Here is a 25,501-nt window from a genome sequence, read left to right as displayed (position 1 = left end):
CTCCTAATCTAATAATTTTTTAGCCTTAGTATAATTAAATACTGGACCTTCTAAGCATACATAAGTTTCATCAACTCTACAGTGACCACACTTACCAACTGCACAAGACATTTTTCTTTCAAAAGATACCCAAATCTTTTCTTCAGGAACTCCAAGCTTTAACAGTTCAAGAGCTGTAAAATGCATCATTATTGGAGGCCCAACAATAATAACTTCGTAATTATCATCAAAGGATTTTAAAGGTAACTTTGATAAATGCTTAGTTACAAGACCTTCTTCCCAATCTTCTTTGTGTCCATTATCTAAGGTATAAATTGTATCAAATTTATTTTTCCACTTTGATAATTCGTTTTTAAATAGTATTCCATTTTCATTTTTAAAGCCTAATACTAGGTGTAATGATTTTACAAAACTATCATCTAAGTAGCATTTATTAATAAGGCTTCTTACAGGAGCAACTCCTGTACCACCAGCTATTACAACTAAATTCTTATTTTCAAATTTTTCTAGTGGCCATCCTTTTCCATATGAGCCTCTTAAGAATATTTTATCTCCAGGTTTAAGATTGAAGAGTTCATCAGTTACTTTTCCAACAGCCCTTATAGTAAAATCAATATATCCAGTACCAAATCCACTAACAGAAATAGGGGCTTCTCCTATCTTAGGTAATGAAAGTTGTAGAAATTGACCATGTTGAGGAACTATATCAGTAGAAATTCTAAAAGTATATTCTAAATTTGTTTCATGTGTAATGCTAATTATTTCATATGCTTTAGGTGTTAATATATTAGTTGACATATTACATTCCCTCCATTATTTCATTTACTGCTTTGTTTACTTTATTGATAGTAGCTGTAATTGAAATATGTTCTGGGCATCTATCAGTACATCTACCACATCCAACACACATATGCTCAACGCCAAATTGTTCTTTATAATCATGTATTTTATGAAGAACTTTATATCTCATTTTATCAGCTTTGGTAATTCTAAATTTATGACCACCAGCCATTTCATCAAATCCATCTATATGACAAGAAGCTTGTACTCTTTTTCTTTCTCCCATTTTACCAGCAGGATCATATACAACATCTCTACTAGTGTAGCAACAACAAGTACTACAAGCTATTGTACAACTTCCACATTCAATACATCTTTTATTGAATTCTTGCCACATTGGATGTTCTTTAAGTTTTATTAATGTTTCTTTATCTTTAATTTCTGGAATTGTAACTTGAGTTTTATTACTTTCAATAAATTGCAACTCAAATTCTTCAGTATTTTTTCCAGTAAAGTAATTATCAAATTCAGTATCTTTAACATTAAACAATAAAGAGTCTTCGTTAACTCTTACAGCTAATGCGTAATCTTCAGTTTTATTACTATTCATTGATGTACAGAAGCAAGTGTCAAATCCATCAACACATTCTATACATATAAACTTAACTCTTTCTCTTATTCTTTTATAAAAAGTATCTTCAAAATTTCCATTTTTAAGATATATTATATCTTGTCTTCTTTGAGCATTTATATCACAAGGTCTAGCAAAAATTAAAATCTTTTTGTTATGACCTATAGAGCTTTCTCTAAATTCATCTTCTGTAAAATAGTAAAGTGTTTGGGAAATAGGTGTTATAACTTCTTTGGCAGGATAATCAGATTTCTCTTTAAATTCAATTTCTTCAATAGAAGAAACTTCATCATATCTTATAATATCTGTATCTGAGTATCTTCCTTGCTTCTCAAATCTCTTAGGAGCATAAATTTTATAATCCTTTTTCAATTCTTCAAATAGAGTATTCACTTCAGTAAATGAAAGATTGTATCCCATATAAATACCTCCAAAATCTTTTTAACAATTGTTATAAATTTATCATACTCCTATTTATAATATAGGTAAAATAGTATTATCTTATAATATAAATAGGTTAAAACTTATTAGGAGTAATTTAAAAAATAACCTTAGGCATCTTAAATACCTAAGGTTATTTTTATTTAAATTAGAAAGTGCTTTTTATAAAATTATTTTTTATAATACTTCCTTCTTTCATTATAATATCCATGTTTTCAACGTCTATTGCACGAATATTTTCTAATGGATTTCCATTTATAACTATTAAATCAGCAAATTTCCCTTCTTCTAATGTACCTGTAATATCGCCTACTTTAAGCATTTCAGCCCCTGTTTTAGTAGCTGCCATTATTGTATCCATAGGTGAAATATTAGCTTTTTCAACGAAGGAGTACATTTCTCCAATAGCGGTTATTCCATATGGTGTTAAGCTTGAACAAAATGAATCTGAACCAATAGTTAATCCAATTCCTTTACCCTTAGCTTTTTTTAGATTAGCATAAACACGATTTAATTCCTTTTCGGAAACAGTATTTCCTGGATATTGATCATGCACTTCTGGAATATACTCAGGAGCATATGACTTAAACCATTCATTAAGGAATTGGATAGTAGGACAAAAGTAAATATTTTTTTCAGACATTATATCTAAGCATTCATCATTAAGTGTTTGTCCGTGAATAATTAAATGAACGCCAGCTTTAGCTGAATCTAATGCTCCGCCATATCCTTCAGCATGAGACCATACAGGGATTCCTACCATATTACATTCATCAACAACGGCTTGAATTTCTTCAAAAGTATAGTGTTGATCAAGTTTTTTATCCCATCTCCATATTCCTCCACCTGTTGACCAGATTTTTATGGCATCAGGACTTTCTCTTAATCTTCTTCTAACAGCTTTACGAAGTTCCCAAGGACCATCAACACGTTCAGCCCATGGATGTGCTTGTTCATTATACCATAAAGGAACTCTATGGGAGTCTCCGTGTCCACAAGTACGAGCAAAGCCTAAGCCAGTACCTACTATACGAGGCCCTTGCATAATTCCAGCTTCAATCATATTACGAATATGTAAACCAGAACGTGAAATTTCACCAACGGTAGTTAATCCGTGTTCAAGACATTCGCGAGCCTGTTGAACTGCAACCACTGTTTTTTGAATAGGATCTTCTAAAACCCAATCACTATCATCATCCGTAAGGTTCCCAGAGAAATGTAAGTGGCTATCTATAAGACCAGGCATAATTGTTTTTCCTGATATATCAACTATTCTAAAATCTCCTGAAATCTCTTTTTTAGGGCCAGCATATTCAATTTTTTTATCAATTACTAATACTACAGAGTTTTTAATAGGCTCTTTTCCAGTACCATCAATAAGTAAACCACCTATAAAAGCAATTTTATCCATTATAACTTCCCCCTAATATTTTAAATTCTATTTAAAATAATTTATAAATACTAATACATTATATTACAGAATTATTAAAATATTTGTCAGAAATGGGGATTTAATATTTAAATTAAATTATCTACTCCATTAACTTTAGTTTGCTCATTTTCAGCGATAGGGATAACTATACATTTTTGCCCATCAATTATTTGAGATTTTATTTGAGGTACTTTTTCAGGTTTCACTTGAAGTACAACATCAAAATTAGAAGTAGCTTCAGTATCTTCAATAGCTGTATCACTAGCTTCTTCTAAATCATTAGTAGATTCATTATCTATAACAGCTTCTTTTTTTACTTCTTCAAGTCTATTTTGAAGTACTTCCACTTGTTTTATTAAATGCTCTTCTTTTTTTCTTTGCTCATTTGCTTTAAGTGCTTTTGGATCAATTAAATGTTCTACTAAAGGAAGATCTTCACCAAAGTTTTCGGTATAAGATTTTTCGATTTTAGTAGTAATTTCTTCAGGAATTCCACTATCTATTAAAAGGCTTTGTATATCATTTTTTGACAATATTATTGGTTCAGCCTCTGTAGTATCTTCATATATAGCATTATATTCTTCTATCATAGAATTAAGATTTTCTTGCACATCCATAAAGATTTTATCTGCTTTTTTCTCATCAGCACTAAAGGAATCTTTAATAATTGATTGGAATGTTTCTTTTTGTATAGTAGCAGTTTGTTTTGAAGAGCAACCTAAAGCGTATTCCATTAATTCAGGATGTGTATCTTTAGCATTTTTCGTGTAATACATAATAGAATTAACATCTGAGCTACGGTCAATAAAAGCTGGGAATACAAAACCATTAGTTGGAGCTTCAACTACCCAATCTCTAATACGTGCTTTTATTTTATTTTCCTCTTCAAAATATCTAAGTCCTGGACTAGAAAGAGAGACAGGACATAATGCACATAGAACATATTCATAAACTTCTTCTGATTCATCTATTTTTGCATTATCAGAAGTCTTAGTGATGACATCGTAAGCATCATGGAAAATAAGTATTATAAAGTTACCTGTATAATCATAATTATCTATAATAGAATCATAGAAATTATCAAGAAGAGCATCATCTTTTAATTGACTATTTTTAAGTTGCATAAGAGAAACTTGTTTTTCATTTATAAGCTCTTCATTAAGTGGAAAATTCAACTCTAAAATATTATTTCCAATAGTTCCAGATAAGACTTTTTTAGCAATCTCTAAATATTTAAAGTATTCATCTTCATCTAAATTTAGAAATGTTTCTCTGAATTTTAAAATAACATGTTTTTCTCCATTAACATAGCAACCACACATTTTAGTGAAGGTGCAATGATCTTTTTTAAAACGTCTTTTTAATTCAAGTATATCTTTTTTTCTCATATATAAACCCCACAATCTAATACTTTTTATTGGTATCAATATTAAGTATAGTATTTTTCTTTAGCTAATTAAAGATTTTAAGTGAGGATTTTATAACCTAGACATGCAGTAGAGTTGTGGATATTAGTTCCTTTTGTGGGGATATTAGCAATTATTATGTCGTTTATTTACTTCAAAAAGCTAAAAAATATATATTTTAGTAATTAATTTATATTTTTATAATACATGCTCCTAATACTTTTATGCATGATGGAATTATTTCAGGAGTTATATTAATAATAATTTATGTTTTATATTTGCCTTACTTTTAGCAATCTTATAAAGAAAGAGAGTATAGCCTTAGTAATGGTTGCTCAGGGTGTGATAGATGCTATTAGATTTTGTATTTTTGGATTACCCTTTTAAATAGGAAGATAAAATTAGATAAGTATTATAATTAATAAATGAAAGATATAGAAAATATCATTGCAGGATTAAATTAAGAAATTTGAAATTTATATTGCAAATACAGAAGAAAAATGATGGAGATTTATGCATATAGGGTGCTAAAATTAATACTTTTTTACGTATAAATAGTAAATTAAATATTATGATAAATATTAAGATATTATTAATATTGTATAAAAATCTATATTGTGATATTATTTTGTTATATTTTTAATCAAATTATAAATAGGGGGATAAAATGAAGAGGATAATAGACACATGGAATCATATTAGTTTAGTTAAAAGAATCATATTAGGTCTAATAGTAGGAATAATAATTGCTTTAACAGTTCCGAAGATAGGAGCACCACTATCAATACTTGGATCATTATTTGTTGGTGCATTAAAAGCTATAGCTCCAGTACTAGTGTTTTTCCTAGTAATGGCAGCGTTATGTCAGTATAAAGAAGGTAAAAAGACAAATATGAAATCAATTATAGGATTATACCTTCTAGGAACACTTTCAGCAGGAGTAATTGGAGTTATTGGTAGCTTCTTATTTCCAGTTAACTTAGTATTTACTTCAAGTGTAGAAAATTTAACACCACCAAGTGGAGTAGGAGAAGTACTACATAACTTATTAATGAGTATAGTTGATAATCCGGTTCATGCACTTTCTAGCGCGAACTATATTGGAATATTATTTTGGGCAATAATTTTAGGTCTTGCTTTCAAAAATGCTAGTGAAGGATCTAAGGATATTATATTAAACATTTCTGATGCTATGTCAGAAGTAGTAAGATGGATAATTAATTTAGCTCCATTTGGAATAATGGGACTTGTATATGAAAGTATATCAAAACAAGGGATAGAATCATTAGTTAAATATGGACAATTAATATTAGTATTAGTTGGATGTATGGCATTTTATGCTTTAATAATAAATCCAATAATAACTTTTATAGCAATACGTAAAAATCCATATCCACTTGTTATTAAATGTTTAAGAGATAGTGGAATTACAGCATTCTTTACTCGTAGTTCAGCTGCGAATATACCAGTAAATATGGCATTATGTAAAGAATTAGGATTAAATGAAGATACATATTCAATTTCAATACCACTTGGATCAACTATAAATATGGGAGGCGCTGCTATAACTATATCAGTATTAGCACTTGCTGCAACTCATACTCTTGGTATAAATGTAGATTTAGGAACAACTATAATACTTACTTTATTATCAGCTGTAAGTGCATGTGGAACTTCAGGAGTAGCAGGAGGATCAATATTATTAGTACCACTTGCTTGTAGTTTATTTGGAATTCCAAATGATATTGCTATGCAAGTAGTTGGTGTTGGATTTGTAATTGGAGTTATACAAGATTCTTGTGAAACTGCACTTAACTCATCAACAGATGTACTTTATACTGCAATAGCAGAATTTGCAAAAGCACGTAAAGAAAAAAATAAGAAGATGTTAGCAAACTAAAAATAGTAATTTTTAATATATCTAAGCAATTAAGGAGAACCTAGTAATAAGATAGGGTTCTCCTTTTTATTTTTAGGAGTAACAAAAAGTGACTAATTGAGAAATGAAATGCTTTAATGTATGATATATTAAGAAAGATTATTAAATAGGAATCTATATTAAAAGGAGGATTAGAGTGGAAAATATTAATTTTTTTATTGTTTTTATAGAAGGTATCTTATCAATTTTCTCACCATGTATATTACCAATACTACCTATATATTTAAGTATGTTATCAAATAGTGATATAGATGAAATAAGAGATTCTAATTTTAAAAATGGTACGTTAATAAAAATACTATAATGTTCACCCTAGGTATTTCTACTACATTTTTTATATTAGGATCATCAATAAGTGCATTAAGTTCATTTTTTAACACTAATAAAAAGCTTATAATGATTATAGGTGGAATTATAGTATTGATTATGGGATTATTCTACCTTGGGATAATAAAATCAAATCTTTTAAGTAGAGAAAAAAGATTTAATGTTAAATATAAAACCATGACTCCATTATCAGCATTTATATTAGGGTTTACCTTTAGTTTTGGATGGACACCATGCATTGGGCCTATATTAGCATCGGTACTTGTTATGGCATCAAGTTCAGAAAATATTATAACATCTAATCTGTTAATACTAGTTTATACAATAGGCTTTATATTACCATTTATAATAACATCATTATTTTATAGTAAGCTATTTAGAAAATTTGATAAAATGAAAAAATATATGAATGAGATTAAAAAGATAAGTGGTATTTTTATAATGATAGCTGGACTTATTATGCTTATAAATGGAACTATGAATATAAATAAAGAAATAAATATAAAAAATGAAAATCAAAAGCAAAGTATAAATAATATAGAACAAGAAAAAGAAAAAATAGAGCCAATAGACTTTACTTTATATGATCAATATGGAAATGAGCATAAACTAGGAGATTATAAAGGTAAAACTATATTCTTAAATTTTTGGGGAACATGGTGTCCTCCATGTAGAGAGGAAATGCCATATATAAATGAGTTATATGAAGAGTATAATAAAAATCAAGATGATATAGTTATTCTTGGAGTAGCAACACCTAATATTGGGAGAGAAGGTTCTGAAGAAAGCATAAAAGAGTTTTTAGATAAAAATAGATACACATTCCCTGTAGTATTTGATAATAATGCAACTCAAGTTTATGGATATGGTATAAGTGCATTCCCTTCAACATTTATTATAAATAAGGAGGGATATATAAGTAGATATATACCTGGTGGAATGAGTAAAGAGACCATGAAAACTTTAATCGAAAGTGAGAGATAAAAAACAAGCTAATGATACTAAAAAGTACCATTAGCTTGTTTTAGTTAAGGGTATATCCATATAGGAAAACATTAAGATTTTCATTGATAGAATCAAAATGAATTTCCTTTTCTTTTAATCGCTTAAAGTTTTGATTTTCATAGAATCCATAGTTACATCTAGTATCTGTATATAGATATAGAGATTTTACATCCATCTTATGCATATAATTAAATAAATAACCTACTAGAGACTTACCAACGCCAAGACCTCTAGATTCTTTAGAAACAATAAACAGCTGTATGCAGCCTTGGAAGTTATCTTTCTTACCTTTTATAATTTCCTTATAGGTATCAGTAATTTTTGAAAACTCCTTAAGAGACTTTTTATTTTCACTGTTAGAAATTAATAGTTTAAAGAATGTAGATGCAAGACTTGTAATGTTATGAAATTTTCTTAGTTTATGTTTATCTTTATTAGCATCACCTAGAATAATTCCAATAACCTTATTATTTTTTTCTGCAACCTTACTAAATGTACTTACTGAAATACAGTCTTGTAAATAAACATTTAAAACTAGATTCAAAAATTTTTTATCTTTAATAAATTCGTTAAATCCAAAGGCATCTCCAATTAGCTCTTTAACACGATCATAATCCCTTTTTTCTAAATCTCTATAAATTACTTTACTCATATTATTAACCACCTTTTTATGTTATATATAAAATTAATTTGTACTTATTTCCAAATAGCTTATAATTATAATAGAGTGTACAGTAAGAGGAGAGTCAAGCGTAACTTTAAATAAATAAGAGGTGTATTTATAATGAAAAATCTATTTTCTATTGGAGAAATTTCTAAAATCAAAGATATTACAATAAAAACTTTAAGATATTATCATAAAGTAGGAATTCTTGTTCCAAGATATATTGATGATGAAACAGGATATAGATATTATTCTATAGATCAATTTGTTTATATAGACATTATAAAAGGATGTAGAGCATTAGGAACTAGTATAGTAGAATTACAAGATATTTTTAAAACCTGCGATACTGATGAATTATTAAAATTTCTAGAAGTTAGAAAATCAGAAGCTGAAGAAAATATAACCAAAATGAAGGAAATAATAAAAAATATTGATACATTAAAGATGAATGTTGAGTATTCAAAAAGTATTTTAAGTAACACTGATATATATATAAAATCTTTTGAACAACGTTATATAATTGTAGCTCCATGTAAAGAATCAGGAAGCTTAAAAGAATTAGTGTACTATTCGAATTTAGATAAGGTTATTAATGATAAGAGAGACAAAATGGCAATGGAAAAGGGAATAATATATGATGTTACTTTAGATTGGAATTTAGAACCGAAGTATGTATTTAATACATTTAAGGATGATGTAGATATAAAAGTTGAAGATAATGTGAAAATCCTACCTAAGGGGAGATATTTAACTTTAGTATATAGTAAAGAAAATGAAGAGGAAAGAATAGATAAAATAATTAATTATGTAAAAGAAAACAACTTAAAAATTAATAATTTTATTGAGGTAGAATTATTTAATGATATTTTTAATACAGAGTCATATAGTTGTCAGATTCAAATGCTTATAGAACATTTATAATTTAATTATTTATATAATAATCAAATGTAGTTTTGAAAAATAAAGTTAAAAAGGTGTGATTTTTAGATATAAAACCTAAAAATTATACTTTTTTTTATTTATATATAAAATAGCATCCATAATACTAAAATCACAAATTAAATAGTGTGCATAATATGATAATATCCACACTAAAACTTGTGGGTATAACTAATGATAAATTAAAAGGAATGAGCAACTTATGATAAATGGAGAGAATTCTTCAAATAATTTTGTTAGTGGAACTGCAACCAATGTTTATGTAAATGTAACTACTAATAAAGTACAAGTTACAGCTGGTGAAGAAGTAACTTTTACTTTGCAATATTATGCAGAGGATGGACCAGGAAGCATAAAACCTGGAGAAACAATAATATTCCAATTGCCAAGTATTTTTTCAGGAATACAAATTAATTATCCAAAGCAACATTTTGAAAGTGTAAAAGTAAATGGAACAACTGTAACAGCTATTTTTGGTATAGGAGCAGAGACTGCCTTAGGTAGTTATATGACAATATCAGCAATTCCTAAAGATGTAGACAAAGAAACTAACGAACAAATCTCATATAGTATTGATGGACAAGTAAAATATTTAAATATAGATGTAGAGCCAGCACCAAAGCCAGCTCCCGTAGTTCCTATTGGAGACGGAGTTAAATTTTTAAAGACTTTTGGAAATGAAATAGTTCCACCAGGAATAACACCAGTTCAAACAGTATCAGAACCAGTTATTAATAAAGGATTTAGCTATTCTATATTTGTAAATGGAGATTATGAAAATTTAGAAAATGTAGTTATAAATGATCAGCTTCCTGAGGGAATGGAGATTACGCCTAATTCAGTAGTTGTTTTTGAAACCATTAAAGGGCAAGAACAACAAAATGTAACAGATACTTTAAGCAAGAGTGGAAGCATTATTCAAACAAGCACATCTCTTAAAATATCACTTGGGAATATAAATGCTAAATATATTATACGCTATGAAGCTTTAATATATAAAGAAGACCCAAGCTATATAAATACGGCTACGTTAACTGATAATAATGGAACTTTAACAAGTTCAGCTAGAGTTGACGTTACCAAATATAATGGACCTGCTATTACCAAAGGTCATAATGAATCTACAGTAGGTGATATTGGTGAATATATTGAGTATTTTATAAATGTAAATCCTAATGGAGCTAAAATGCAAGATGTAGTTGTAACGGATGTATTTCCAAGTGATATGACTTATTTAGTTGGAACGGTTAATATAGCTAAATATAATAGTTATGGACAAGTAATATGGATATCAAGTGAAAATATTTTAACTGTAGGAGATCATGAATTAACTTTTAATTTAGGGGATATAAGCAACCATTATGAAATAATATATGATATAAAGGTTACTGGCCCAAGTTTAGAGTATATAAATCAAGTCACAATAACCCATGATAAAGAAGAATATACTACTAATGACATTATAAGCTTTAAATCTAATTCAGGTGCTATAAATGCTTATAAAACTGTAACTCCAGAAACTTTAACAAATACTAGTAGTCAAATAGTTAAGTATTCAATAGACTTTCAAAGTTATGGGTATTTTGATGAGAATTATATAACAGCAACTGAAGAAATTAATAAAGATGTTAAAATATTATTTGTTCAAGCTCCAGATAACTTCACCTATACAATCAATAACAATGTAGTTACCTTTTCAAATAGTGCGGGAAAAATATTATATGGACAAAAGTTTAATGTTACAATAGTTACTGATTTTAGTGGAGTACCAGATGGAACAACCATAGATAATACAGCTAAAATAAATAAATCTATAAGTAATACTGTTCAAACTAAAAAGGGATATGCCTTTACTGCGACTAAAGTAGATAGCACAAATCCAAATTACTATATAGAAGGAGCGATATTTAATTTATTAGATAGTAATAATAAAGTTATAACTCAATTAACTAGTAATTCAAGTGGGATTATTACTTCAGCAATAAATTCACCAGGAGTATATTATCTTCAAGAAGTAACAGCACCTAAAGGTTATGTTTTAGAGAATAACAAAGTTCAAATAACAATAACTGCAAATGATATTGGAGAAACTATAAATATAGGAAATGTAGAAAATCAGTCTATTGATTACCCAATAGATATAAAAAAAGTAGATAAAAATAATCCTAATAAAGCATTATCAGGGGCTGAATACCAAGTATACAATACAGATTCAACACCCAATAAATTAATTACTACAGTTATAACTGGAGAAAATGGGGAAGCGCAAATTATGTTACCGGAAGGGAAATATAAATTAGTAGAGATAAAGTCTCCTACAGGATATGTTGAATCTAGTAGTAATGATAGTTTTGAGTTGACTTATGGTAATGAAAAATAGTATTTAGATTATTTGAGATATGGTAGTTTTAAATTAACCATATCTCTTTAGTAAGTAATATGTATTTAGTAAACACTAGGATAAAGATTTGTCAATAAGAGAAGACTATGATATTATATAACCCTATAAGTAAAGCCTTAACGAATGGAGGAATTTAATTAATGAGTAATTTACCAAATTGCCCAAAATGTAATTCAGAATATACATATGAAGATGGAAATCTTTTTGTTTGTCCTGAATGTGCTTACGAATGGACTTTAGAATCTGAAAGTCAAAATAATGAAGACGAACTTATTGTTAAAGATTCAAATGGAAATATATTAAATGATGGTGATTCTGTAACAATAATAAAAGATCTTAAAGTAAAGGGAAGTCCATCACCTTTAAAGAAAGGTACAAAAGTAAAAAATATACGTTTAATTGAGGGAGACCATAACATTGACTGTAAAATTGATGGATTTGGAGCTATGCAATTAAAATCAGAATTTGTTAAAAAGTTATAATATTATACATAAAAATATATTTAGGAGCATTATTTTTTATAATGCTCCTAAATTATTTATTTCCTAGATTCGTAGATTTCTTTTTCAATCTTTATAAAAACCTCTGCTATAACTTCATATGCTTTTCCCCAAGCGTTAATAACCTCATCAGTTGCAGCATCCCCTAAAACTTTTTTTATTGATATCAAAAGATTAGAACCAACAATTGGATAATGTTCAGCCTTTATTAATTTATCACAGTGCTTTTCACCTATTTTTCTTACAGCTGGGATAAGAGCTTCTAAATTATCTATATTTTGAGCTGCTGCTAATATTGTCATAGCTAAAGCTTTAGGTTGCTCACCAGAATTTTGTCTATCCATATTAAATAGAGTCTTAACTTCAGGATTATTTTCAAACATAGTTTTATAGAAGGTTTGTGTGATTTCTAAACCGTGAGCCTTTAATGAAGGAACAGTACTTTTAATTATATCTATTGTTTTTGTATCTAACATAATGAATCTCCTTTTAACACATAGTATTGTTTAATAATTATTATTTATGAAGATAATATAACATCTTTTATTTAAATGTGCAACTAAAATATACATTAAATGAAAATTAGTATTACTTTAATTGTTAAAGTTAATCAGAAAATATGGATGGATAAATAAATATTAATAAACAAACATTATTAATATTGACATATAACTAAAAAACCTTTAACATAATAACATATTAAACCGATAGGATAAGTGTGATTAAGGAGGAGTATGATGGATAGTACATTTTTTTCTGAATTTCTTATGATTACAGATATTAAAACAATACTATTTATGATTTTATTAATAGCTGTATTTTTTATAATTAGAAAAGTTGAAAAGAAAAATTCTCAATTTTCAACTCGCATGATTTTAGCAACCGTTTTAGGACTAGGGCTTGGAACTTTAGTTCAATTTTTAGCAGGATTTCCAGACAATCCAACTGATATTCAATGGATAGATGAAGTAATAAGGTGGTATAGTTTATTTGGTAATGGATTTATGGATTTATTAAAAATGTTAGTTATACCGTTAGTATTTATTTCAATAATAAGAGTTATTATAAATATGAAGCGTGGAGAAGACTTAGGTAAACTTACTATTAGATCTATATTAACTTTACTTGCAACAACAACAATAGCAGCTATAGTTGGAATCATTATAGGTAATTTATTTAATCTTGGGGTAGGCTTAGAAGCAACACAATTAGCAAATACGGAGATAAAAGAAGTTAAATCTATAATAGATACTTTAAGAGGTCTTCTTCCATCAAATCCAATAAAAGCAATGGCTGATGGAAATGTTGTAGCAGTTGTTGTATTTGCTGGATTTATAGGGTTTGCAATGCAATTATTAAGTAAGGATTTCTATAAAGAAATTAAACCAGCAATAGACTTAGTAGAAGCTGGATATAAAGTTATAACAAAGGTTGCTATAACAGTAATTAGATTTATGCCTTATGGAGTAGTAGCTTTACTAGCAAACACTATTGCAGGTAGAGGATTATCATCTATAATAAGTGTACTTAATTTCATTATTGCTTTATATGTAAGTATAATAATTATGTTTTTAATTCATTTAATTATTATTGCTTTAAATGGATTAAATCCTATTAAATATGTAAAAAATGTTTCTGAACCTTTAATATTAGCTTTTACATCAAGGTCAAGTCTTGGAACTTTACCAGTTACTATAGAAACACTAACAGAAAAGGTAGGCTTAGAAAATGGGATTGCAAGTTTTGTTGGTAGTTTAGGGGCAAATGCTGGAATGAATGGATGTGCAGCTATATATCCAGCGTTAATGGCAGTTACAATAGCAAATATATCAGGAACACCAATGGATTTCAGTTTTTATGCAATGCTAGTAGTGATTATTGCTATAGGATCTTTAGGTATTGCAGGATTACCAGGTACAGCAACTATGGCTGTGTCTGTAGTAATATCAGGTATGGGTATGGGAAGTTACTTCCCACTTGTAGGAGGAATTCTTGCGATAGATCCAATTTTAGATATGGGGCGTACAATGCTTAATGTAAATGGTTCTATGGTAACATCAGTTACCGTTGCAAATAGCTTTAATGAAATTGATAAAGATATTTTTAATAAAACAAAGTAAATAAAAAAATAGCCCTATAACTAAATTTGGTTAAGGGGCTATTTTTCTTGATTTTTAAAAGTTGAATAAATATAATTGAAGATAATATAAGAGGTAGTAGGAATGGTGATTAAATGAAAATATCAACAAAAGGTAAATATGGTTTAAGAGCGTTAATAGATATATCTATATATTCATCTTCAGAAATAGTAACATTAAAAAGCATTTCTGAGAGACAAGATATATCAGAGAGATATTTAGAACAGATTTTTTCTTTATTAAGAAAAGGTGGAGTAATAAAAGCAAAAAAAGGACCTCAAGGAGGTTACTTTTTAGCAGATGGAGCCAATAAATTGACTATTGGAGATATTATAAGAATTTTAGAAGGAGATTCTGATTTAATAAACATAGAAAAAACTGATAATCAAATAGAAAAATTTATTTGTGAAAATCTTTGGGAGATAGCAAATCAAAAGATAAAAGAATATTTTAACTCAATAACTTTAGAGGAATTATCTAGTAAGTATAAAGAAAGTACAGTAAATATAATGTATTATATCTAAATTTAAATAAGTATATTTTATTTGAATTTAGTTAAATTAATAAAGAGAGGTGAAGGAATATGCCTAAAAAGACAAGTAAAAATAATGATTTATTAAACAGCGTAAAAAGAACAACTTCTCCTAAGATATATTCAGTATTAGTAGAGCTTATGAATAATGATAGAGAAGATTTAGCTGAAATTGTTTTAAAGGTTGATTATTTATTACAATACACTAGCAATTGTATAAATCATAAGGATTTTGAAGAAGCAAGAGAATCTATTAAAAGAGCAGAGGATAGAATTAAGTTATTAAAAAGAGAGAATATAAATATAGATTATCTACAATATTTATATGATGGAATTAAGAAGAAGTGTAAATAAAAGAATAGGAAAATTTCCTATTCTTTTTCATATAAAAAAGGAAATTATAAATCAATTTATAATTCCCTTAAATATTTTGAGTAATTAACCTCAAATTCTCCACCGCAGGTGATATATGCCTAAGCAAATCTATCTGCCGAAGGACTATTAATTAAAAAGTCCTTTCCATGCACATTGTGCCGTTATCTGACGTAGTCACCTTTACCATAACAAAATTTATTATCTTCTTTTCTTTTTGTTAGCAACTTCTATGTTTATTTTTCTCTTGTTTAGTTTAAGTCCAATACATTTGTCCATAACCTTATCTTTAACATCAGGAGAAACATTAACAAAAGCAAAGTTTTCTAATATGTCTATATCACCTATAGAAGAAGCTTTTATTCTAGCTGAATCCTTTATAAAGTTAACTAAAGATTTTGGATTTATACCATCTCTTCTACCAACTGAGAAGAATAAACGAACATCTTCACTCTTTGGAGCTTCTAAAATATTTGATGTATAAGTAGATAATAAATCATCATTAAACTTACTCTTTATAAGTGCAGCGATTATTTCTACTGAATCATATTTCTTGTTTAATTCAACAGCAACTGGTATAAATTTATCAAAATCAGCTTTCTTTAATGTAGCATCAACATCATCAATCATTGTTTGTGATTTATTTGAGAAGATTTCATCTACTGTAGGAACTGATTTTTTAGTAATAGTACCCTTAGTAACTGATTTTATTTGCTTTAACATTGAAAATTCTTTTGGTGATATTAATGAGTAAGCAGTACCTTCTCTATTAGCTCTACCAGTTCTACCTATTCTATGAACATAACTTTCAACGTCTTGTGGTAAATCATAGTTTATAACGTGAGTAACACCTTCAACGTCTATACCTCTAGCAGCAACATCTGTAGCTATTAAGAAGTTTAATGAACCATCTTTAAATTTTCTTAAAGTTCTTAATCTGTGAGCTTGTGACATATCTCCGTGCATACCTTCAACAACATATCCTCTTGATTGCATACCTTCAACTAATTCATCTACGCCTTTTTTTGTTCTACAGAATATTATAGCAGAATTTGGATTATCGAAATCAAGTATTCTACAAAGCGCTTCAAATCTTGTTTTTGGAGCTATTTCAAAGAAGTGTTGCTTTATTTTTGAAACTGTCATAGCTGACTTTTCAATAGCTATATGTTTAGCATCAGCCTTCATATAACGCTTAGCTAATCTTTTAATTTGTGGAGGCATTGTAGCAGAGAATAATAAAGTTTGTCTGTCCTCTGGAAGTTCCTTTATTATATCTTCTAAATCATCTATAAAGCCCATGTTTAACATTTCATCTGCTTCATCTAAAACTAAAAACTTAACTTTTGATAGAGAAAGTGTTTTTCTTTTAATATGGTCTAAGATTCTACCAGGAGTACCAACAACAATATTAACATTTCTCTTAAGTGCTCTTATTTGATGATTTATAGGTTCTCCACCATAAATAGGTAAAATATTTAAATGATCATATTTTGATAATCTTGTAAGTTCGTCATTAACTTGAATTGCTAATTCTCTTGTTGGAGCAAGAATTATAGCACTAAGTCCTTCTTTACAGTCAATACTATTAATTATTCCACAACCAAATGCAGCTGTCTTACCAGTACCAGTTTGAGCTTGACCTATAAGATCATTACCTTCTATTGCTACAGGAATAGCTTGTGATTGTATTTGAGATGGTTTTTCAAAACCTAATTCATTAATAGATTTTAAAAGGGTATCTTTAAGCCCTAAGTCACTAAAATTAATTTCTTTCATTCAAAATCCTCTTTCTTTTTTTAATAAAAATAATTTATACTTAATTCTAAGTAGATTTATTTCCAAAATATCTATTGATTTTAATATCAACTTTCTTAGTATACACTATAATGATGAAATATGCTCGTATTATTTATTAACAAATTAAAGTTATTTTGTATAAAAGTAAAGTTTTTTATATATATAACCAATGAAAGCGTTTTAAGAGCGTAAATAATACGTAAATAATATATTTATAGTATTAACAAAATAAAGAAACTCTATTAAAAATAAATTTAAAATATTAAAAAGGAGATCTTACAAGTTTGAAGGAAAAACTATTAGTTTATGATAAGTTAGATACACCTATAGGAACTATCTATATTGTAATGGATGAAAAAGGATTAAAAAAAGTTGAAATTATAGAGTCTAAATGGTATGAGTTTTTAAATTTGAACTCTAATTTAAGGTTAGATATAGACGGATGTAAAAAAGTTAAAATTCAAATAGAAGAATATTTTAAAGGTACGAGAAAAATTTTTAATATACCAATTTCAATAGAAGACACCACATTTAGAATGAAAGTATGGAGTGAATTAAATAATATACCTTATGGAGAAACAACAAGTTATGGAGATATTGCTAACAAAATAGGAAATCCTAAAGCTTCAAGAGCGATAGGCCAAGCAAATAGAGCCAATCCAATTCCTATAATAATTCCCTGTCATAGAGTAAAAAGTAAAAATGGGAAGCTTATAGGCTATGTAGGAGACAATATTGATATTCAAAAAATACTATTAGAGCATGAAAATAGATATAAATAAACAACTTTTAAAATTAGATATGAAATTTTATATAATTAGGAAGAGATTTTTAAAGAAAAAATAGTGTAATATTTTGTAAAATTAATTTCAATTTATTACCTTTTAAAAACCTCTCCCTTTTTTTATTTTAATAATTTATTGTTTGAAAAATAAAAAAATTAATTCATTAGTAATAAATTAGTAATTAAAAAATATATAGTTTAGTATTTAATTAGTAATAAAATAGTAGTACAATAGTAGTATAATTAGGATTTAGATTGGGAGATAATAAGACGTGGACAAGCAAATAATACAAGAGTTTAATAAATTATATTTTAGTAAAAAGCAATTACAAAGAAGAGTATATAACAGAGAAGAATTGGAAGAAATATGGGAATTAATATCACAGGAAAGAAAAGATAAATCTGTTAAATTATCCTTTAAATATGCAGAAAATGGAGGATTGTGGTTTTGTGTTACTGATGACATACAAAATGATTTGGATTTTATAGAGAGTATCAACAAAAGTGATGTTTTAGGATATTTATCTAAAAGAAGTAAAAATAGAATTATAGAAGATGGACTTTTAAAAGAAGTAGTTTCAAATTTAAGATTTAATGATATTAAATTTGATAACCAATTAGTGATTAAAAATATTAAAGATGTAGATAGAGAAAAACTATGCTATGAAGATAGAGTTTTATTGAATTTATATGATTTTTTAGAAAAAGTAGGAAAAGAAAAGGTAAAAGTAGATGATACATACATTAACAAAGTATATGTAGACATATTTTTAGAGGAACCTAGTAGTAATAAAGAGTTATTAGAAGAGTTAAGTGATTTTATAAATGCCAATAGCAAATATAATGATATAGTTAAAGCATCAATAATCTATTACTATATAATTACTTTCAAGCCTTTTAATAAATACAATAACTTAATGGCTAATATTCTAGCATTTTTACATCTGATAAATAAGAGCTATAACCTTGTGAGGTATTTTTCATTATTAAAGACAGTTTTAGATGAAGAAAAGAAATATCTAAATGCAATAGAGGATAGTAAAGTAAGTGATGGAGACATAACATATTTTATAAAATATTATGTAAAGTCTATTAAGACATCAATTAATGGACTAAATAGAGAAATTAATTGCAAGTATGGTAAGAAAATAATAAAAGAGTTGTTAGAAAGAAAGAATATCGCTTTAGAAGATAGACAGATAACCTTTATAAATAATACAATAGCTAGTAATAATGTAGTTACAATAGATGTATATAAGAGTAAAAACAATATATCTTATGAAACAGCAAGAACAGACTTAACACACTTGGTAACATTAGGATTCTTTAAGATAAGTAAGGTAGGAAAAAAATATGAGTACTATATTAATGATATTGCGACTATCGTAGAAAGCTTTGAAGAATAAATAGTATTGACAATTTAAAAAAATTAATAGAAAATACTAAAGTAAGATTAAATATGTTGAAAGTTTCTAATGAGCAGATGGGCGGCTAGACTACCCATGTGCTCTTTTTTTATGCAAAAAAATAAAAAATTAAATAAAATGAGGTGAATTTCAAAGTGAAAAAGGTTTTAAAAGATAAGGTTTTTATGGGGACTATGCTTAGTTTAGCTTTACCAATAACCCTTCAGAACTTTATTACATCATCATTAAACTTAGTAGATAATTTAATGATTGGTAGACTAGGAGAAGAAGCGATAGCTTCTGTTGGACTAGCTAATCAATATTTCTTTATTTTTATGTTATGTTTATCTGGCATAAATGCTGGGGCAAGTGTATTTATGGCACAATATTGGGGAAGAAAAGATACTTCGAATATTAAGAGAATATTAGGTGTTGATATAAGTGTAGGATTTATAGCTTCAATTCTATTTGGTAGCATAGCATTATGCTTCCCAGAAGTAGTAATGAGTATATTATCTAAAGATCCTAGAGTTGTTGAACTTGGGTCAAGCTATCTTAGAATAGTTTCTATAAGCTACATATTTACTAATCTTACGCAAGCTTTTTCAGCAGCGTTAAGAAGTACAGAGCAACCTAAATTACCTATGTATGCAAGTTTACTAGGAGTTTTATGTAATGCGTTTTTAAATTGGGTGTTTATTTTTGGAAACTTAGGCACGAAGCCAATGGGAGTAGCTGGGGCAGCATTAGCTACAACTATAGCTCGTCTAGTTGAAATGATATTTATAATAGCTATGGTTTATTTAAGAAAGAATATAGTATCAGCTAAGTTGAAAGAATTATTTGGATTTAATATTGCATATATAAAGATGTATTTTAGAACATCGACAGCAGTTATTATAAATGAGTTATTATGGTCATTAGGAATGACTGCATATTCAATTGCTTATGCTCAAATAGGGACAAGTGCAGTTGCAACTATGCAAATAGCTACAACTTTAAATAATATGTTTATGGGTTTATCAATAGGGCTTGCTAGTGCAGCAGCAATAATGGTAGGTAATAAAATTGGAGCTAAGGAAGAAAAGACAGCCATTGACTATGCTATAAAATTAGAAGTAGTGGCTCCGATAGTAGGGTTAGTTGTTGGAGTATTATTATGGATAACAGCGCCTATAATAGTTAAACCTTTTAGTGTTACATCAGAAACCTTTGCCAATACAATTGTAGTATTAAGGATTATGGCTATATTTTGCCCATTAAGATTCTATAATGTGCTTATGATAGTTGGAATATTTAGAGGTGGTGGAGATACTCTATATTCAACTTTAGTTCAATTAGGAACAATATGGTGTTTTGCAGTTCCATTCTCATTCTTAGGAGCAACATTGTTACATTTACCAATAACAGCAGTTTATTTTTTAGTGTGTTGTGAAGAATTGATGAAAATTTTCTTTGAAAGAGCTAGAATGAAATCAGGAAAGTGGTTAAAAGATGTAATAAGTGGTGGACAAAGCCAAGTTGCATAATTAGATAAAATTAATAAAGCAGTAATATGAAAGTTTATTAGATATTTCATACTACTGCTTTTCTTTATATAATTAGTTATTTGGTAATTTACTTTTTATTATACTATGAACTAGTTTTGGTAGTTCATCTTGCTCTTCTTTTGTAAGATTAGCTGTTTCAATTAATGGATGAATATATAATTCAACTTCAGCAGGTCTAAGCCAAGGACCTTTAGTACCTTCCATTATTTTATATGATCCATTCATAGTTACAGGAACTATAGGAGCTTTTGATTTAGTTGCTAGTTTAAAACTACCAGCTTTGAAATCAGCAATTTTATCTCCTTTACTTCTTGTACCTTCAGGGAAAATAACCATTGAATCTCCATTTTTTAGGTTTCTAATACCTTGGATAATAGCTTCACCAGCTTTTCTTATATTACTTCGATCCATAAATACACAATTCATAAATTCCATCCAAGTTCTTATACCAGCCATTTTCTTTATTTCAGTTTTAGCAATAAATCCTTTTGGCATATCAATTTTACTCATATATATAGGAATATCAAAATTACCTTGATGATTTCCAATAAATAATACTGTTCTATCCTTTGGTAAGTTTTCAGCACCATGTACCGTTACTTTAACTCCAGCAAGCTTCAATAATGAATTAGCCCATGAAGATGTGAATTTATGAACATACGCTTTCTTCTCTTCAGTAAGTCCCTTTTTTTCAAGGCGTTTAACCTTATATATACCAGGAATAGTCATAATAAGACTTAAGAAAAAGTATATATACCATATAATGCTTCTAAACATAGTAAATCAATCCTTTCTTTCCATAACCTTATAAATAATTACATAATAAAGTATATAACAAAGCATAAACATATAAAAGTAAATAAACAATTAATAATTCTACAAAATATCAAAAGAAAAGATTTCCTAGGAAATAGAATTTGGTATTAAATGGGTTATATTGTTGACAATTCGAAATGACTGATATACAATTTATTTATTGAGTAAGTCTCCATAGTTCAATGGATAGAACAGTCCCCTCCTAAGGGACAGATACAGGTTCGATCCCTGTTGGGGATACCAATTTATTAAATGAGAGTGGTTTAAACTAAAAGTTTAAACCACTTTTATTTTTAATATGTAGAAATTTAAAGGCTCTTAAAATATTAAAAAAATTTAAAAAACTTTAGAATTAATTTTATTCTATAAAAAAATTACATATGATATAATAGAAATTATTAGAATTTTAATACATTAGGAGTGTGATTATTTTTGGAGAGTTATACGTGGCAAATAGTATTGTTAATTATACTATTAGTTATGTCAGGGTTTTTCTCGATGTCTGAAACGGCTTTAATGGCCTTAAGTAAAATTAGGATTAGACATATGGTGGATGAGGGAGTAAAAGGAGCAAAGTTAGTAGAAAAGCTAACTGAAGATCCAAATAAGCTATTAGGAGCCATACTTATAGGAAATAATATAGTAAATATAGGTGCATCTGCATTAGCAACATCATTAGCATTAAAGGCATTTGGTGAAAGTGGAGTAGGAATTGTTACTGTAATAATGACTGTATTAGTTCTTATATTTGGGGAAATAACACCAAAATCAATTGCTAAACAAAAATCAGAAAAGGTAGCTTTAAGAGTAAGTAAATTTATAAATTTAACAGTTAAGATATTTAAACCATTTATTGCAGTTTTTACAGCAATATCAAGTGTATTTATAAGGCTTTTAGGAGGAAATCCCAAAGCATCTGAACCATTTATAACAGAAGAGGAACTTCGTACAATGGTTGGAGTCAGTGAAGAAGAGGGTGTTTTAGAAGGTGTTGAAAAGGAAATGATTTTCAATGTTTTTGACTTTGCTGATGCTCAAGTAAAAGATGTAATGGTTCAAAGAGTAGATGTAATAGCTGTTGATGTTAATGCAACTTACGATGAGGTTTTAGAAGTAATAAAGACTGAGCAATTCTCAAGAATACCAGTATATAACCAAACTATAGATGACGTTGTCGGTATTTTAAATGTTAAAGATTTAATAATGGCTCAAGACAATAAAGTAGAGTTTAACGTTACAGAATATATGAGAGAACCATATTATACTTTTGAATTTAAAAAGATAAAAGAATTATTTAGTGAAATGAAAAAAACAAGAAATCATATAGCGGTAGTTTTAGATGAGTATGGTGGAAATGTTGGTATAGTAACTATAGAAGATTTAATTGAAGAAGTATTTGGTGAAATAGAAGACGAATATGATGATGAAAATAAGGAAATAGAAGTAGTCAAAGAAGATGAGTATATAGTAGATGGAAGTGCTAGGTTAGATGATCTTAGTGAGCTTATAGGAGTAAATATGGAGTCAGAAGAATTCGACTCTATAGGAGGACTTATAATTGGGGAGCTTGGAAGATTTCCAGAACAAGATGAAGAAGTAACTCGTAATAATATTAGATTTATAGTTGAAGATATAGATAAAAATAGAATTAAAAAAGTTAGAATATATACCTAGTAAAAGCTGATTATAAGTATTTTTATATTTATAATCAGCTTTTATAATTAAGAAGAAGAGGTGATAGACATGGATTTTATGGATTTAGCAATAGAAGAAGCTAAAAAAGCAGAAGAAAAGGGTGAGATTCCAGTAGGAGCAGTAATAGTCAAAGATGGAGTAGTCCTAGCAAAAGCACATAACTTAAAAGAAACTTTAAAAAAGCCAATGGCACATGCAGAAATGTTAGTTATAGAAGAAGCATGCAATAAATTAGATAATTGGAGACTTAGTGGAACTGAAATGTATGTTACATTAGAACCATGTCCTATGTGTGCAGCAGCTATTGCTCAAAGTAGAATTTCAAAATTATATATAGGGACTTTTAATAAAGATATGGGAGCTTGTGGATCAACAATAAATTTGCTTGATTATGATATATTTAATTTTTATGTAGATGTTAAATGGTGTTATAACGATGAATGTAGCAAAATATTAACGAATTTTTTTAATAAAAGAAGAAGAGAAAAATAGATAATACTTAAAGTTAAGTTCATAAATTTTTAATTGATATAAGCAACTTTTAAGGGGTATAATGGTAAATAACATAATAATAGTAAGGGAGTGAATTTACATGAATCCAGTAGCGTTTGAAGTATTCGGATTAGAGATAAGATGGTATGGGGTAATAATATCTCTAGGGGTAGTAGCAGCAATGGCTTTAACATACTTTATGGCAGAGAAGAAAAAGCTAGATTTTGAAGTTATTATAGATGCGTTTTTATGGGTATTCCCATTTTCTATAATAGGGGCAAGATTATATTATGTAGCTTTTGAGTATCAAAATTACGATAGCTTTATGGATGTAATTAATATAAGACAAGGTGGAATGGCTATACATGGTGGCTTAATAGCAGGACTTATAGTAGGCTTAATATTTGCTAAGGTTAGAAAAATAAATTTTTTAGAATATGTAGATATAGTAATGCCAGGTGTTATATTAGCCCAAGCTATAGGAAGATGGGGAAACTTTATGAATCAAGAAGCTCATGGTGGATTAGTATCTAAAGAGTTTATAAGTAAGTTTCCAGAGTTTATACAACAAGGAATGTATATAGGAGGACAATATTATCATCCTACATTCTTATATGAATCAATTTGGAATTTAGTAGTATGTGGAATACTTGTATATATACTTTTAAAAAGAAAGTCATCAGAAAGTGGAATGGTCTTAGGTAGCTATATGACTTTCTATTCATTAGGAAGATTCTTTATAGAGGGGTTAAGAACAGATAGTCTTATGTTTTTTGGCTTAAGAATAGCTCAAATAATAAGCATAGTAGGAATAATACTTGGATTATCTTTAATAATTTGGGTGAAAAAACGTAAAAAAACAAATTGTTAATATAGATTTTAAACAAGAGAATTTAGGCTTGATTTCTAAATTCTCTTATTTATTTGAAATATAATACTGAATTTACAGATAAAATATAGCTATACATAATGTATAGTAAGTTTTTCGTGTTGCAATATATATTCGTATATGATAATATATAGCAGTAGTTAAAATTAAATAGCTATAACATGGAGAGATGTCCGAGTGGTCGAAGGAGCACGCCTGGAAAGCGTGTATAGGGGCAACTCTATCAGGGGTTCAAATCCCCTTCTCTCCGCCATGCCGTGCTAGATGGGGAGTTAGCGGTGCCCTGTAACCTGCAATCCGCTATAGCAGGATTGAATTCCTGGCATAGGCTTTAATTTGTAGGGTCTGCCCTATGTAAGTGGTGTTGATGGTCGGGTCCCATGCGACGTAAGTGCATGAACCTCGTCAGGTCTGGAAGGAAGCAGCGATAAGTGATTACTGCGTGTGACATGGATAAATCTTACCAGAGCTAACTGCATAGGTAACGCCTACAGATTACTGCCAAAGCCAGGTGCGCGGTTTTATTTAAAACCTTTCTCTGTAAGAAAGGCTTTTTTAA

General features: G+C 28.2%; 21 protein-coding genes, 2 tRNA genes, 1 other RNA gene and 1 pseudogene. 17 read left to right on the top strand and 8 right to left on the bottom strand.

What is annotated here, in order from left to right; genetic code table 11:
• Positions 1-3 precede the first annotated feature (3 nt).
• From asrB to BTM21_RS13205, 4 genes are all read right to left on the bottom strand, one after another.
• Positions 4-798: an anaerobic sulfite reductase subunit AsrB gene (asrB, locus tag BTM21_RS13220; RefSeq protein ID WP_021876835.1), complete on the bottom strand. Its 795-nt coding sequence runs from the start codon at positions 796-798 to the stop codon at positions 4-6.
• 1 nt (position 799) lies between these two features.
• Positions 800-1,831 (bottom strand): anaerobic sulfite reductase subunit AsrA, encoded by a 1,032-nt coding sequence (asrA, locus tag BTM21_RS13215; RefSeq protein WP_021876834.1) that lies wholly within the window; start codon positions 1,829-1,831, stop codon positions 800-802.
• A 169-nt stretch (positions 1,832-2,000) separates the two neighbouring features.
• Positions 2,001-3,263 (bottom strand): metal-dependent hydrolase family protein, encoded by a 1,263-nt coding sequence (locus BTM21_RS13210; protein WP_021876833.1) that lies wholly within the window; start codon positions 3,261-3,263, stop codon positions 2,001-2,003.
• Positions 3,264-3,370: 107 nt separating this feature from the next.
• Positions 3,371-4,672, bottom strand: a complete 1,302-nt coding sequence (locus BTM21_RS13205; protein ID WP_079481728.1) for a DUF4317 domain-containing protein — start codon at positions 4,670-4,672, stop codon at positions 3,371-3,373.
• Positions 4,673-5,357: 685 nt separating this feature from the next.
• Here BTM21_RS13205 and sstT point away from each other — a divergent pair.
• Both sstT and BTM21_RS13195 read left to right on the top strand, forming a co-directional pair.
• Positions 5,358-6,590, top strand: a complete 1,233-nt coding sequence (gene sstT / locus BTM21_RS13200) for a serine/threonine transporter SstT (RefSeq protein WP_021876830.1) — start codon at positions 5,358-5,360, stop codon at positions 6,588-6,590.
• 175 nt (positions 6,591-6,765) lie between these two features.
• Positions 6,766-7,940: pseudogene (locus tag BTM21_RS13195) on the top strand (redoxin family protein).
• 40 nt (positions 7,941-7,980) lie between these two features.
• Here the strand turns inward: BTM21_RS13195 and BTM21_RS13190 are convergent.
• The gene (locus BTM21_RS13190; protein WP_079481727.1) at positions 7,981-8,613 is read right to left on the bottom strand and encodes a GNAT family N-acetyltransferase; all 633 of its coding nucleotides are present in this window, start codon (positions 8,611-8,613) and stop codon (positions 7,981-7,983) included.
• A 132-nt stretch (positions 8,614-8,745) separates the two neighbouring features.
• Here BTM21_RS13190 and BTM21_RS13185 point away from each other — a divergent pair, with 132 nt between their 5' ends.
• The 3 genes from BTM21_RS13185 to BTM21_RS13175 all read left to right on the top strand — a co-directional run bounded on the left by BTM21_RS13185 (position 8,746) and on the right by BTM21_RS13175 (position 12,450).
• The gene (locus BTM21_RS13185) at positions 8,746-9,549 is read left to right on the top strand and encodes a MerR family DNA-binding transcriptional regulator (protein WP_021876827.1); all 804 of its coding nucleotides are present in this window, start codon (positions 8,746-8,748) and stop codon (positions 9,547-9,549) included.
• Between the two features lie 220 nt (positions 9,550-9,769).
• Complete coding sequence (locus BTM21_RS13180; RefSeq protein ID WP_021876826.1) at positions 9,770-11,947, top strand: MSCRAMM family protein; 2,178 nt, start codon at positions 9,770-9,772, stop codon at positions 11,945-11,947.
• Positions 11,948-12,108: 161 nt separating this feature from the next.
• Positions 12,109-12,450 carry a zinc ribbon domain-containing protein YjdM gene (locus BTM21_RS13175; RefSeq protein WP_021876825.1) on the top strand — a complete coding sequence of 114 codons (342 nt, stop codon included), beginning with the start codon at positions 12,109-12,111 and terminating at the stop codon, positions 12,448-12,450.
• Positions 12,451-12,506: 56 nt separating this feature from the next.
• Here BTM21_RS13175 and BTM21_RS13170 read toward each other — a convergent pair whose 3' ends face one another.
• Positions 12,507-12,944: a globin domain-containing protein gene (locus BTM21_RS13170; RefSeq protein ID WP_021876824.1), complete on the bottom strand. Its 438-nt coding sequence runs from the start codon at positions 12,942-12,944 to the stop codon at positions 12,507-12,509.
• 261 nt (positions 12,945-13,205) lie between these two features.
• Between BTM21_RS13170 and BTM21_RS13165 the strand changes: the two genes are divergently transcribed.
• The 3 genes from BTM21_RS13165 (at position 13,206) to BTM21_RS13155 (ending at position 15,492) form a co-directional block, all read left to right on the top strand.
• Positions 13,206-14,588: a cation:dicarboxylate symporter family transporter gene (locus BTM21_RS13165; protein ID WP_079481726.1), complete on the top strand. Its 1,383-nt coding sequence runs from the start codon at positions 13,206-13,208 to the stop codon at positions 14,586-14,588.
• Positions 14,589-14,701: 113 nt separating this feature from the next.
• Positions 14,702-15,130, top strand: a complete 429-nt coding sequence (locus BTM21_RS13160; RefSeq protein ID WP_096145461.1) for an RrF2 family transcriptional regulator — start codon at positions 14,702-14,704, stop codon at positions 15,128-15,130.
• Positions 15,131-15,189: 59 nt separating this feature from the next.
• Positions 15,190-15,492: a hypothetical protein gene (locus BTM21_RS13155; protein WP_021876820.1), complete on the top strand. Its 303-nt coding sequence runs from the start codon at positions 15,190-15,192 to the stop codon at positions 15,490-15,492.
• 219 nt (positions 15,493-15,711) lie between these two features.
• On the opposite strand, the gene BTM21_RS13150 is transcribed toward BTM21_RS13155, so the two are convergent.
• Positions 15,712-17,289: a DEAD/DEAH box helicase gene (locus BTM21_RS13150; protein WP_021876819.1), complete on the bottom strand. Its 1,578-nt coding sequence runs from the start codon at positions 17,287-17,289 to the stop codon at positions 15,712-15,714.
• Between the two features lie 305 nt (positions 17,290-17,594).
• Between BTM21_RS13150 and BTM21_RS13145 the strand changes: the two genes are divergently transcribed.
• From BTM21_RS13145 to BTM21_RS13135, 3 genes are all read left to right on the top strand, one after another.
• The gene (locus BTM21_RS13145) at positions 17,595-18,092 is read left to right on the top strand and encodes a methylated-DNA--[protein]-cysteine S-methyltransferase (protein ID WP_021876818.1); all 498 of its coding nucleotides are present in this window, start codon (positions 17,595-17,597) and stop codon (positions 18,090-18,092) included.
• 274 nt (positions 18,093-18,366) lie between these two features.
• Positions 18,367-19,500 (top strand): Fic family protein, encoded by a 1,134-nt coding sequence (locus BTM21_RS13140; protein WP_021876817.1) that lies wholly within the window; start codon positions 18,367-18,369, stop codon positions 19,498-19,500.
• Between the two features lie 155 nt (positions 19,501-19,655).
• A complete protein-coding gene (locus BTM21_RS13135) occupies positions 19,656-21,029 on the top strand; it encodes an MATE family efflux transporter (protein WP_021876816.1) in 1,374 nt (457 codons plus the stop codon).
• A gap of 72 nt (positions 21,030-21,101) precedes the next feature.
• Here the strand turns inward: BTM21_RS13135 and BTM21_RS13130 are convergent, their stop codons facing one another.
• Positions 21,102-21,827: a lysophospholipid acyltransferase family protein gene (locus BTM21_RS13130; RefSeq protein WP_079481724.1), complete on the bottom strand. Its 726-nt coding sequence runs from the start codon at positions 21,825-21,827 to the stop codon at positions 21,102-21,104.
• Between the two features lie 207 nt (positions 21,828-22,034).
• Here BTM21_RS13130 and BTM21_RS13125 point away from each other — a divergent pair.
• The 6 genes from BTM21_RS13125 to ffs all read left to right on the top strand — a co-directional run bounded on the left by BTM21_RS13125 (position 22,035) and on the right by ffs (position 25,461).
• A tRNA-Arg gene (locus BTM21_RS13125) sits at positions 22,035-22,109 on the top strand.
• Positions 22,110-22,298: 189 nt separating this feature from the next.
• Positions 22,299-23,540: an HlyC/CorC family transporter gene (locus BTM21_RS13120; RefSeq protein ID WP_079481722.1), complete on the top strand. Its 1,242-nt coding sequence runs from the start codon at positions 22,299-22,301 to the stop codon at positions 23,538-23,540.
• A 69-nt stretch (positions 23,541-23,609) separates the two neighbouring features.
• The gene (locus BTM21_RS13115) at positions 23,610-24,053 is read left to right on the top strand and encodes a nucleoside deaminase (RefSeq protein WP_021876813.1); all 444 of its coding nucleotides are present in this window, start codon (positions 23,610-23,612) and stop codon (positions 24,051-24,053) included.
• A 100-nt stretch (positions 24,054-24,153) separates the two neighbouring features.
• Positions 24,154-24,924 carry a prolipoprotein diacylglyceryl transferase gene (gene lgt / locus BTM21_RS13110; RefSeq protein ID WP_021876812.1) on the top strand — a complete coding sequence of 257 codons (771 nt, stop codon included), beginning with the start codon at positions 24,154-24,156 and terminating at the stop codon, positions 24,922-24,924.
• 181 nt (positions 24,925-25,105) lie between these two features.
• A tRNA-Ser gene (locus BTM21_RS13105) sits at positions 25,106-25,195 on the top strand.
• A 2-nt stretch (positions 25,196-25,197) separates the two neighbouring features.
• An RNA gene (gene ffs / locus BTM21_RS13100) (signal recognition particle sRNA large type) lies at positions 25,198-25,461 on the top strand.
• The last annotated feature ends 40 nt before the right edge of the window (positions 25,462-25,501 follow it).

This window comes from Clostridium chauvoei, from assembly GCF_002327185.1.
Taxonomy (GTDB): domain Bacteria; phylum Bacillota; class Clostridia; order Clostridiales; family Clostridiaceae; genus Clostridium; species Clostridium chauvoei.
The sequence above is the reverse complement of the archived record's forward strand: the minus strand, read 5'-3'. Positions and strand labels throughout refer to the sequence as shown.